Below are 11,437 nucleotides of genomic sequence, written 5' to 3'. Positions count from 1 at the left end.
CGTACCCGCACCGCACCGCACCCGCACCCCAGCCGTGTCCGAGCTGTCCCGTCCCTCCCCGAAGGACCAGCACGTGAACTTCCTGCACCGCGAACGCGCCGAACTCGAAGCGCTCATGCCCGGGTTGGACCGGGCGCTGGCCCGGTACCCGCTGGCCGAACTGGAGCGGTCGCCCAGCCCGGCGATCGCCGCGTTCCGGGAGGCCGGCGGCCCGGGACTGCTGGTGCCCGCCGCGAACTCCGGCGCGGGGGCCACCGCGCTGCAGGCCGTCCGGGTCCAGCGGGCGGTCGGCGCCCGCTGCCCCTCGCTGGCGGTGGCCACCACCATGCACCACTTCTCCGTCGCGGGCCTGGTCGAGGCCGCCGCGTACGGGGACGGCCTGGAGGGGGCGCTGCTGGAGACCGTCGCCAAGGAGCGGCTGCTGGTGGCCTCCGCGTTCGCCGAGGGCCGGCCCGGGCAGAACATCCTCACCCCGCACCTGACCGCCGAGCGGCGCGGCGACCGGATCGTGCTGAACGGCCGCAAGATGCCGTGCAGCCTCTCCCGCTCGATGGACCTGCTGACCGCCTCGGTCGCACTGCCCGGGCCGGACGGCGTGGAGCGCCTCGCCGTCGCGCTGATCCCGGCCGACACCCCCGGCATCACCGTCCACCCGTTCTGGGGCACGCCGATCCTGGCGGGCGCCGAGAGCGACGAAGTCCGGCTCACCGACGTCGAGTTGGATCCGAGCATGGTGGTCGCCACCGAGGTCACCGCCGACGCCGTGCCGGACGCGCTCAACGTGGCCGGCTTCCTCTGGTTCGAGCTGCTGCTCACCGCCGGGTACCTCGGCGTGGCCAGCGCCCTGGTCGAACGGACCCTGGAGCGCCCCGGCGGCGGCGAGGCCGACCCGACCCCGTACCTGGTCCCGGTGGAGGGCGCGGTGCTCGCCGTGGAGGCCGTCGCCCGGGCGATGGCCGACGAACCCCGGGACGAGGCGCTGCTGGTGCGGGCGCTGACCGCCCGCTACGCCGCGCAGGACGCGATCGCCGCCACCACCCGGGCCTGCCTGGAGGCGCTCGGCGGCATGTCCTTCATCGGCTCCCCGGACGGCTCCTACCTGGCCTCCGCCGCCACCGGCCTGACCTTCCACCCGCCCGCCCGCTCCAGGATGGCCCGCCCGCTGCGGGAGCACCTGGACGGCCGCCCGCTGCGGATCGGCTGAACCGGTGCGGCGATCGGTACGGAGGGCGGTGCTCCCGGGGCGGTCGTGGGCCGGGCCCCGGGCGGCGGACCCGCAGCGGGACCGCTACCGGGTCGAGGTGCGGCGCGGCGTCGCACAACTGCCGCCCGGCCTGTGGGAACGGCTCGCCCCGGCCGACGACCCGATGTGGTCCCGGAGCGTCTTCGCCGCCCTGGAGGGCAGCCGGGTCGGGCCCGCCGGGTACGCCTACCTGACGGTGCACCGGGACGGCGAACCGGTCGCGCTGCTGCCGCTCAGCCTCTTCCCCGACCTGGCCCTGGACCGGATCGTCGGCCCGGACGAGCGCCGCCGCCTCGCCCCGCTGCGCCGCCTCGCCCCCCGCCTGCTGCGGGTGCCGACGCTGTTCTGCGGCCACCTGCTCGGCCAGGGCCACCTGCTGGCGCCGGAGCCGCTCGACCCGGTCGCCGGACGGCTGCTGGTCGCCGCCGTGCTGGACCTCGCCCGCCGCGAACGGCTCGGCACCGTGCTGTTCAAGGACTTCGCCGGACCGGACCTCGCCCCGCTGCGCGCCCCGCTGACGGAGGCCGGGTTCTTCCTCGCCCCCGCCCTGCCCGACACCGAACTCGCCCTGCCCGGCGCCTCGTTCGAGGACTACCTGGCCACCCTCCCGGCCAAGCCCCGGCGCAACGCCCGGGCCAAGATCCGCCGCTTCGACGCCCACCCCGGCCTGCGGATCGAGGTGTTGGCCGAGTTCGACCACCTGCTGCCCCAGCTGCCCGCCCTCTACCGGCAGGTGATGGACCGGGCCGACCAGACCCTCGACGTGCTGGACGACGCCTTCCTGGCCGCCGTCGCCGCCGACCCGGACAGCCGCCTGGTGGCCTGCTTCGAGGACGCCCCGGCGAAGAGAGCGGAGGACGCCCCGGCAGCCGGACGGGAGGGCGTCCCGGAGCGGGCGAGGCTGGTCGGCTTCCTGCTCTGCCTGTTCGCCGGGGACGGCGCGACCGGCGCCCGGATCGGCCTGGACTACCGCCTCGCCCACGAGGCCGCGCTCTACCACAACCTGCACTACGCGGCCGTCCGGCTGGCCCTGTCGAACGGCAGCCGGCGCATCCGCTTCGCGCAGACCGCGTACCTGCCCAAGGTGGAGATGGGCTGCGCCCTGGTCGGGCAGTGGCACGCGATGACCCACCTGTGCCCGCTGCCCCGCGCGCTGCTGCGCCGCCTGCTCCCGGCCGCCCTGGGCGCCGCCCGGACCCAGGCCCTCGGCCCGCACGCCGACCGGCTCCCGTCCCGTCCCGCCCCGGGGACCCCGTCCCGTCCCGCCCGGGGCGCCCCGCTCCCCGCGCCCGCCAGCCGTCCCGTAGAGAGGCCGTCAGATGCCGCACGTTGAAGTGGAACTGCCCGTCGCCGCGGCGCCCGAGGTCGCCTGGCCGGTGGTGGTCGACGTCCTCGGCTACCCCGGCTGCATGGACAGCGTCGACTCGGTCGAACTCGTCGAGCAGCCCGACCCGCGGCACCGCACCACCGCCTGGTCGGTCCGGTTGCAGGGCTCGGTGCTGCGCTGGGTCGAGACGGAGGTGATCGACCACGCCGCGCGCCGCTTCGACTTCGAGCAACTCACCGGCGACCTCGGCGAGTTCGCCGGTCACTGGGCGGTGCGGGCGGCGCCCGGCGGGGGCAGCACCGTCGAACTGCACGTGGACTTCGACATCGGCATCCCGCTGCTCGCCGAGATGCTCAACCCGGTCGCGGCGGACGCCCTGCGGGAGAGCGCCGCGCAGATGCTCGGCGCCCTGGAGCGCCGGATGACCCCGGAAGGGGCCGCCCGGTGACCACCACCCTGCCCGGCCCGGTCCCGGGCCCGGGCCCGAGCCCGAGTACGGCCGCCCCGGCCACCGCCCCGGACGCCGCCGCCGTCTTCGACCGGTTGCGCCGCCACCTCTCCCCGAAGCTCGCCCTCACCGGCGGCTTCGCCGGTCGCGGCGCGGTCGAATCGGTCGCCGAGGGCTGCCGGGTGACGCTCTCCGACGGCCGGACCGCCCTGGACTTCGGCTCCTACGCGGTCACCCTGCTCGGTCACCGCCACCCCGCGGTCACCGCCGCCGTCCGCGGCCAGCTGGACGCCATGCCCACCGCGACCCGCAGCCTGGCCAACCCGGTCACCGCCGAGGCCGCCGCCCGGCTCAGTGGCTACCTCGGCGACGCGCTCCCGAAGGTCTACTTCGGCCTGAACGGCGCGGACGTGGTCGAAGTCGCCGTCAAACTGGCCCGGTTGGCGACCGGACGCCCCCGGGTGCTGGCGGTCCGCGGCGGCTTCCACGGCAAGTCGCTGGGCGCCCTCGCGCTCACCCACAGCCCGCTGTACCGGCGCGGCCTGCTCGGCTGCGAGGTGGACGTGGTGCACGTCGACGCCGAGGACCCGGCGGCGGTGGGCCGGGAGACCGCGGGCGGCGAGGTGGCCGCGGTCGTGCTCGAACCGGTGCAGGGCGAGAACGGCGCGCTGCCGCTGCCCACCGAGGTGCTGCGGCAGTGGTGCGCGGACGCGGCCCGCGACGGGGCGTTCGTGATCGCCGACGAGATCCAGTGCGGCCTGCGCCGGTGCGGCCCCCGCTCGGTGGCCCTCGCCGACGGCCTGCCGGTGGACGCGGTGCTGCTCGGCAAGCCGCTGGGCGGCGGCGTCGTCCCGCTCTCCGCCCTGCTGTGCTCCGAGCGCCTGTACGCGCCGCTGGCCGCCGATCCGTTCCTGCACTCGGCGACCTTCGGCGGCCACCCGCTGAGCTGCGCCGCCGTCCCCGCCGCGCTCGACGCGATCGAGGAACTCGCGGACCACGGCACGGAGTTGGCCGCCCGACTGGACGCCGTGCTGACCGGTCTGCGGGAGCGCCACCCGGACGTGGTGCGGGCGGTGCCCGGCCGCGGCCTGCTGCGCGGCCTGGACTGCGCCTCCCCGCAGGCCGCCGGCGCGACGGTGCTCGAACTCGCCGCCACCGGCCTGCTGGTCTCCCCCTGCCTGAGCCGCCCCACCACCGTCCGGCTGCTGCCGCCGCTGATCACCAGCGCCGCCCAACTCGCCGAAGCGGAAAGCATCCTGGACGCCGCGCTGGCCGCCACCGGCCGCACCCTGCGGCCCACCCCGGGCACCGCCACCGCGTGGTCCGCCGCCGTACCGGGCACCGCCACCGCGCGGTCCGCCGCCACCCCGGGCACCGCCCGCACCACCACCGAAGGAGGGCACCCGGGTGCTCACGCGTGAGGAACTCGCCGCGACGGTCCGGACGGTCGTCTCCGACGTCCTCGGCACCGAACCGGACGACCTGCACGACCGGACCAGCCTGGCCGACGAGTACGGCATCGACAGCCTCGAACTCATGGAGATCGGCGCCCGGTTGGAGCGCACCCTGCGGCTGCGGATCGACCCGGACGACCTGCTCTCGGCCCGCGACGTCGGCCACGCCGTCGACCTGCTGCACGCCCGGGCGGCCGACCCCGCCACCGCCGCGCCCGGCAGCCGCACCGCCCACGCGGTGATCGCCCTGGTGCCCGCCCCGGAGGGCTCCGCGTGAACGCGCGAGACCGGCACCCCTCGGGCGGCCACCGGGTCGCCGTCACCGGCATCGGCCTGAAGACCCCGGCCGGCAACACCCTCGACGAGGCGTACGCCGCCGTCCTGTCCGGCAAGCCCGCCGCGACCCGGCTGGACCGCCTCGCCGAGGCCGGCCTGCCGGTCCACATCGCCTGCCTGGTACCGGAGTTCGACACCGAGCCGTACCTGAGCCGGCGCGAGGCCCGGCAGATCGACCGCCCGGCCCGGCTGCTGCTGTGCGCCGCCGCCGACGCGCTCGCCGACGCCGCACTGCCCGCCGAACAACCGCGCGAGCGGATCGGCGTCCAGATCGGCACCGGCATCGGCGGCCTCACCAGCATGGAGGAGGCCACCGCCGGCTACGTCCACCGGCCGCGCGACCTGCCCGTGCACACTGTCCCGCGCACCATGGCCAACTCGCCCGCCTGCCGGGTCGCGCTGCGCCACGGCTTCCAGGGCGTCTGCACCACCTACTCCAGCGCCTGCGCCAGCGGCGGCACCGCCCTCGCCGAGGCCGCCCGCCGGATCCGGTACGGCGAACTGGACGTCGCGGTGGCCGGCGGCGTCGACGCGGCCGTCAGCACCGTCGTGCTCGGCTCCTTCGCCCGGATGCGCGCGCTGTCCCTGCGCAACGACGAACCCGCCCTGGCCAGCCGCCCGTTCGACGCCGACCGGGACGGCTTCGTGATGGGCGAGGGCGCCGTCGTGCTGATCCTCGAACGCTGGGAGGCGGCCCGCGCCCGCGGCGCCCGGATCCACGGCGAGATCGCCGGGTACGCCGAGAACTGCGACGCCTTCCACATCGCCGCCCCGCACGAGGACGGCGAGGTCGCCGCCCGCTGCATGCGCGCCGCCGTCGCCGACGCCGGACTCACCCTCGCCGACATCGGCCACATCAGCGCCCACGGCACCTCGACCGTCCCCGGCGACCGGGCCGAGGCCCGCGCCGTCGCCCGCTGCTACGGCGTGGAACCGCCGCCCGTCACCGCGATCAAGGGCGTCACCGGCCACCTGATCGGCGCCGCCGGGGCGCTCGCCGCCGCGCTCGCGCTGCGCTGCGCCACCGACGGACTCGTTCCGCCGGTCGCCAACCTGTGCCGCAGCCCCGAGGCCGACCTGGTCGACCTGGTGCACGGCGCCCCGCGCGCCGTCGCCCCCGCCCCCGTGCTCTCCAACGCCTTCGGCTTCGGCGGCCAGAACGCCTGCCTGGTGCTCGCACCCCCCAGCTGACCCGCCCGCACACAGGAGGAGGGAACACCCCATGCGCGTCCTGCTCACCGGGGCGACCGGTGTCGTCGGTACCGAACTCGCCCACCAGCTACCGGCCGCCGCCCGCGAACACGGCCGCCCGCTCGATCTCGTCCCGGTCGCCCGGCGCGGCCCGGACACCGTGCACTGGCGGATGGGCGCCGAACCCCCGCCCCCCGAACTCGGCGGCCACTGGGACGTCATCGTGCACGCCGCCGCCAGCACCCGCTGGACCCTCGGCCGCGCGGAGGCCACCGCCGCCAACCTCGACCCGCTGCGCGCCGCCCTCGCCCTCGCCGACCGGGACACCCACCTCGTCCAGGTCTCCACCGCGTACGTCGGCGGCGACCGCAACCCCGAGGACCTGCGCGGCGCCGAGTTCGAGGGCTACCGCAACGGCTACGAGTGGTCCAAGGCCCGCTGCGAGGAGACCGCCCGCGAGCTCCACCCCGGCCCGCTCACCCTGGTCCGCCCGCCGCTGGTGGTCGGCCGCCGCTCCGACGGCGCGATCGCCCGCTTCTCCGGCCCCTACACGATGCTCCAGGCGCTGGTCTCCGGCACCGCCGCCGTGGTGGTCGGCGACCCGGCCGGCCACGCCGAGATCAGCCCCGTCGACGAGGTCGCCGCCGCGCTCACCGCCGCCGTCCTCGCCGCGCCCCCCGAGCGCCCCCGCACCGAGGTGATCGCGGCCGGGCCCGACAGCCTGGACCTCGACACCCTGCTCGACGTCATCCTGGACACCCTCAACGCCTTCCGCGCCACCCGCGGCGTCGCCCCGCTGGACCGCCCGCCGCTGGTCTCCACCGACAGCTGGAACCGCTTCTTCCTCCCGCTCTCCGACCGGTACCTCTCCCCGGTCCAGAGCCAGGCCGTCAAGCTGCTCGCGATGTTCCAGAGCTACACCGGCATGCGCCGCCCCTTCACCCCGACCTGGAAGGTCCCCGACCCCGCCACCGCGATGGCCACCGCCGTCCACCACTGGGCCCACCGCCGCCCCCGCCTCGCCCTGGCCCACCCCGAACCCTGGACCCGGCTCGACCCGGCCCGCTGAACCTGCCGGCCGGGCCCCGGGACCCCGGTGGGGGCTCACCCCGCGACGGGCTCCGGGACCGGCAGCGTCTCGCGGTGGGCCCGGGCCAGCAGCGCCATCCGGTCGAGGGTGTCCCGGGCCCGCAGGAGGTCGTCGATCTGCGCGGTGATCCGCTCGCGCTCGTGGGCCAGCCGCTCCAGCGTGGCGTCGGAGTTGTGCCGGCTCGGGGCGTAGCGGCACGGCATGAGTTCGGCGATGGTGCCGCTGGAGAGGCCGGCCGCGTAGAGCTCCTGAACGAAGCGGACGCGCTCCACGTCGCCCTCCGCGTAGCGCCGCTGCCCGCTCGGCGTGCGGGTGCTGGTGAGCAGTCCGCGCTGCTCGTAGTAGCGCAGTGACCGCACGCTCACTCCGGCGCGTGCCGCGAGCTCCCCGATCCGCATGGCTGCCTCCCGCAGTGGTCGCGGTGCCGCGGGGCCGTGACGCACCCCACCCGGGCGGGCGGCGTCCTTCCGCTTGCCCCTGACACCGGTGTCAGGTTTTAGCGTACCCGTGTGCCCCGGCGACCGGAGCACGGACGTACGCGAGGAGAACGACGTGCCTTCCCTGTTCAGCAGCCACCGTCTCGGCGAGCTCACGCTGCCCAACCGGACCGTGATGGCCCCGATGAGCCGGGTCCGGGCCGCCCCCGGCGGTCTGGCCACCCCCTCGATGGCCAGCTACTACGCGCAGCGCGCCACGGCCGGCCTGATCGTCACGGAGGGCGTCCAGCCCAGCCTGGTCGGGCAGTCCAACCCGGGCACGCCCGGCCTGCACACCGACGAGCAGACGGATTCCTGGCGGCAGGTGACTGACGCGGTCCACACCTCCGGCGGGCGGATCTTCGCCCAGCTCATGCACGGCGGCCGGATCTCGCACCCCGAGACCACCGGCCTCCAGCCGGTCGGCCCGTCCGCGGTGCCCGGCGAGGGCAGCGTGTTCACCCCGAGCGGCCCGCAGCCGGTGCCCGTGCCGCGGGCCCTGGAGACCCACGAGGTCGCCGAACACGTCCGGTCCTACGCGGACGCCGCCCGCCGCGCCGTCGAGGCGGGCTTCGACGGGGTCGAACTGCACGGCGCCAACGGCTACTTGATCTCCCAGTTCCTCTCGTCCAACGCCAACCTGCGCACGGACCGCTACGGCGGCTCGATCGCCGGCCGGATCCGGTTCGCCGTGGAGGCGGCCGCCGCCACCGTCGACGCCGTGGGCGCCGCCCGCACCGGCATCCGGCTGTCGCCCGGCGGCGGCATCTGGGGCGTCGTGGAGGACGACGCGGCCGAGCTGAACACCGCGCTGCTGACCGAGCTGGCCCGTCTCGACCTCGGCTACGTGCACCTGGAGGCCACCGCCGGCGAGGACGTCCTGCTGCGGCTGCGCGAGACCTGGCCGGGCACCCTGATCGTCAGCCCCAGCATGCCCGGCGGCCCGCGGCCGGCCGGGATGGCGGACGCCGAGCGCTGGCTGGAGCTGGGCGCCGACCTGATCGCCTTCGGCCGCGGCTTCCTCGCCAACCCCGACCTGGTCGAACGCCTGCGCTCGGGCCTGCCGCTCGCGTCCGCCGACGAGAGCACCTTCTACCAGGGCGGCGACGTCGGGTACCTGACCTACCCGACGTACCGGCACGCGGCCTGAGCGCCGTACCCGGTGGGGGAACGGGCCGGCCGGGCCGGCCGTCGGACGCACCCGCCGGTGCGGTCGACGGCCGACCCGGCCCGGGGACGGGTCAGTTCAGGCTGCAGCTGACGGTGGGCCAGGTGGTGGTGCCGTTCTTCATGATGGTCATGCCCCAGTTGTTGCCGGCGCCGTTGGGGGTGGCGACCAGGGTCTGGGCGTCGGGGTAGCTGGCGTTGACGTTCCAGGTGGCGCTGACCTTCTCCGGGGAGGGCACCTTGACGGTGACCTTCCAGGTGCTGGAGCCGGTCACGTTGACGTTCAGGTTGTAGCGGTCGCTCCAGGAGTCGCCCGCGGACAGCGACGCGCTGCAGCTCCCGCCGGTGCCGCCGCCGCCGGTGCCGCCGCCGCCCGTGCCACCGCCGCCGGTGGAGGAGCCCAGGGTGATGTTGGAGTTGCCGCTGCTCTGGTAGCCCTCGGTGGCGAGGATCTCGTAGTTCATGTTGCCGAGGTTCATGCCGTGCTGGGCCCAGGCGTCGAAGTGGTTGCCGACGGTGATGGTGCCGCCGGTGCGCTTGGACTGGCGGACGCTCCAGTACTGGTTGAAGGTCTGGTTGCCCTGGATGGAGGGGGCGTTGTAGCGGGTGGTCTCGTAGATGTCGTAGGTGCCGCCGTCGCTGGTGACGGTGCCCTTGTAGGTGCCGGTGGGCTTGTAGGAGCCGTAGTTGTCGACGATGTAGTACTCGACCAGCGGGTTGGTGGTCCAGCCGTACAGCGACAGGTAGGCGTTGCCGTTGGTGCTCCAAGTGCCGGAGTACGTCACGGGGTTGCGCGAGCCGGTGCTCCAGCCCTTGCCGGCCACGAAGTTGCCGACGTTGCTCCAGGAGGTGCCGTAGTTGCCACCGCCGTTCAGGGACATCGAGGACGAGCCGTTGCCGTCGCTCCAGAACGAGTAGAAGTACCCGCCGTCGTTGCCGGTCTGGTTGTTGGTGATGGTCGCGGCGTCGGCGGTGCCGGGGAGCAGGACGACGGCGGCGAGGGCCAGCGGGAGGACGCGGGCCTTGTGGGGGATCTTCACGGGGCGATCCGTTCTGTGGGTGGGGTGGGGGAGCGGAGGCCGTGGGGTTCGGCGACAGTGTTGGGCGGCGCCGGACGGGCTGTCAACGGTTTCGACAGAGTTTCCGAATGCGTCGGTCGTACCGGAGTTGAGTGCCAGTCAGGGAAGCCGCTGGTCAGTGCCGGTGTCGTGGGGCAGGAGGAGGCCCAGTCGAATTCGTGGCCTGCGCGTTCGATGGCGCCCGTCGGCTCGGTGGGGCACAATTTTCGATCACGAGGCTTCGAAAGTTTCGATCGCCCGGGAGGGCGGGCCGCACCGGAGGGCGGCCGCCCGGGCCGCGGAAAGCGCAGATGCGAGAGGACGGGCGCGCGGATACCGGAGCCGACCAAGTACGTACACGGCTGACTGGTGCTGCTTTTTCCGCGCGCCCGGGGAAAAGCGTTTTCCGGCTGCCCGGAATTGCTTTCAGGAGGTGGCGCAGCTGACGGTGGGCCAGGTGGTGGTGCCGTTCTTCATGATGGTCATGCCCCAGTTGTCGCCGGCGCCGTTGGGGGTGGCGACCAGGGTCTGGGCGTCGGGGTAGCTGGCGTTGATGTTCCAGGTGGAGCTGACCTTCTCGGGGGAGGGCACCTTGACGGTGACCTTCCAGCTGCTGGAGCCGGTGACGGCGACGTTGAGGTTGTAGCGGTCGCTCCAGGAGGCGCCGGCCGAGAGCGTGGCGGTGCAACTCCCGCCCCCCGTACCGCCGGTGCCGCCGCCCGTGCCCCCGCCGGTGCCGCCGCCGTTGTCGGTGGGGGCGACGGCGCGGCCGGTCTGCGGGGAGATCATTCCGGCGCACAGGCCGCGGGAGGCGAGGTTCTGGGCGATCTGCGGGATCGCGGCCAGGGTGTTGGCGGGCCACTCGTGCATCAGGATGACCTGACCGCTGGTCAGGCGGCCGACGGCCTGGACGATCGCGGCGGTGCTGGCGCCGTTCCAGTCCTGCGAGTCGACGTCCCAGATCACCTCGGTCAGGCCGTACTTGGCCTCGACCGCCTTCAGGGTCGCGTTGGTCTCGCCGTACGGCGGCCGGAACAGCTTGGGGGTGCCGCCGCCCGCGTTGGCGATGGCGGACTGGGTGTTGCCGACCTCGGAGTCGATCTGGGCCTGGCTCTCCTGGATCAGGTGCGGGTGGGTGTAGCTGTGGTTGCCGACCCACATGCCGGCCGCCACCTCGGCCCTGACCTGGGCGGGGTAGGCGGCCGCGTACTGGCCCTCGTTGAACATGGTGGCCCGCAGGCCGTTCTGCTGGAGGGCGCTGAGCAGGGCGGGGGTGTGGTCGTTGGAGGGGCCGTCGTCGAAGGTGAGGCCGACGTAGCCGGTGCAGCCGGCGGCCCGGGCCGGGGTGGGGTCGAGGGCGGTGGCGGTCAGTGCGGTGGCCGCGGTGGCGGCGACGGCCAGGGCCGCGATCAGCGGGCGCGGCGAGAGCGTGGTGATGCGCATGGGGGTGCGACTCCTCGTGGTTCGCTGGGGAGCCAGGGAGGCGGGTGGAACCGGCGACCCGGCTCGACTGTGGTCGGCGGCGACGGCCGACGTCGAAGATTTTTGACCCGGGTCAGTTCGGGTGTCAATGCAGCGGTTGAAACTTTCTGCGAACATTCGAAAACTCGCGGGAATTGCGGCCGGAAACCCGGCCGATCCCCACGC

11 protein-coding genes are annotated in these 11,437 nt (G+C 74.7%); 8 read left to right on the top strand and 3 right to left on the bottom strand.

Annotation, left to right across the window (positions count from 1 at the left end; all coding sequences use genetic code 11):
- The first annotated feature begins 73 nt into the window (after window positions 1-73).
- Genes ABD345_RS27145 through ABD345_RS27115 form a run of 7 tightly spaced genes read left to right on the top strand, consistent with a single transcriptional unit; the run spans window position 74 to window position 7,068 of the window.
- Window positions 74-1,204: an acyl-CoA dehydrogenase family protein gene (locus tag ABD345_RS27145; protein ID WP_344555578.1), complete on the top strand. Its 1,131-nt coding sequence runs from the start codon at window positions 74-76 to the stop codon at window positions 1,202-1,204.
- A gap of 28 nt (window positions 1,205-1,232) precedes the next feature.
- Window positions 1,233-2,576: a GNAT family N-acetyltransferase gene (locus ABD345_RS27140; RefSeq protein WP_344555576.1), complete on the top strand. Its 1,344-nt coding sequence runs from the start codon at window positions 1,233-1,235 to the stop codon at window positions 2,574-2,576.
- On the top strand, window positions 2,563-3,018 hold the full coding sequence (locus tag ABD345_RS27135) for a type II toxin-antitoxin system RatA family toxin (RefSeq protein WP_344555574.1): 456 nt from the start codon (window positions 2,563-2,565) through the stop codon (window positions 3,016-3,018). The genes ABD345_RS27140 and ABD345_RS27135 overlap by 14 nt, the downstream gene beginning before the upstream one ends.
- Complete coding sequence (locus ABD345_RS27130; protein WP_344555572.1) at window positions 3,015-4,439, top strand: aspartate aminotransferase family protein; 1,425 nt, start codon at window positions 3,015-3,017, stop codon at window positions 4,437-4,439. The genes ABD345_RS27135 and ABD345_RS27130 overlap by 4 nt, the downstream gene beginning before the upstream one ends.
- Window positions 4,426-4,749: an acyl carrier protein gene (locus tag ABD345_RS27125; protein WP_344555570.1), complete on the top strand. Its 324-nt coding sequence runs from the start codon at window positions 4,426-4,428 to the stop codon at window positions 4,747-4,749. The genes ABD345_RS27130 and ABD345_RS27125 overlap by 14 nt, the downstream gene beginning before the upstream one ends.
- Window positions 4,746-5,999, top strand: a complete 1,254-nt coding sequence (locus ABD345_RS27120) for a beta-ketoacyl-[acyl-carrier-protein] synthase family protein (RefSeq protein ID WP_344555566.1) — start codon at window positions 4,746-4,748, stop codon at window positions 5,997-5,999. Before ABD345_RS27125 ends, ABD345_RS27120 begins: the two co-directional genes overlap by 4 nt.
- 31 nt (window positions 6,000-6,030) lie before the next feature.
- Complete coding sequence (locus tag ABD345_RS27115) at window positions 6,031-7,068, top strand: SDR family oxidoreductase (protein ID WP_344555564.1); 1,038 nt, start codon at window positions 6,031-6,033, stop codon at window positions 7,066-7,068.
- 35 nt (window positions 7,069-7,103) lie between these two features.
- Here ABD345_RS27115 and ABD345_RS27110 read toward each other — a convergent pair whose 3' ends face one another.
- Window positions 7,104-7,487, bottom strand: a complete 384-nt coding sequence (locus ABD345_RS27110) for a MerR family transcriptional regulator (RefSeq protein WP_344555562.1) — start codon at window positions 7,485-7,487, stop codon at window positions 7,104-7,106.
- 154 nt (window positions 7,488-7,641) lie between these two features.
- Between ABD345_RS27110 and ABD345_RS27105 the strand changes: the two genes are divergently transcribed.
- Window positions 7,642-8,715, top strand: a complete 1,074-nt coding sequence (locus ABD345_RS27105; RefSeq protein WP_344555560.1) for an alkene reductase — start codon at window positions 7,642-7,644, stop codon at window positions 8,713-8,715.
- Between the two features lie 91 nt (window positions 8,716-8,806).
- Here ABD345_RS27105 and ABD345_RS27100 read toward each other — a convergent pair whose 3' ends face one another.
- Window positions 8,807-9,772, bottom strand: a complete 966-nt coding sequence (locus ABD345_RS27100; RefSeq protein ID WP_344555558.1) for a glycoside hydrolase family 11 protein — start codon at window positions 9,770-9,772, stop codon at window positions 8,807-8,809.
- A 444-nt stretch (window positions 9,773-10,216) separates the two neighbouring features.
- A complete protein-coding gene (locus tag ABD345_RS27095; RefSeq protein ID WP_344555556.1) occupies window positions 10,217-11,233 on the bottom strand; it encodes a polysaccharide deacetylase family protein in 1,017 nt (338 codons plus the stop codon).
- Window positions 11,234-11,437 lie beyond the last annotated feature (204 nt).

The organism is Kitasatospora saccharophila (genome assembly GCF_039529925.1).
GTDB lineage: Bacteria > Actinomycetota > Actinomycetes > Streptomycetales > Streptomycetaceae > Kitasatospora > Kitasatospora saccharophila.
This window is presented reverse-complemented; position numbering and strand designations above follow the sequence as displayed.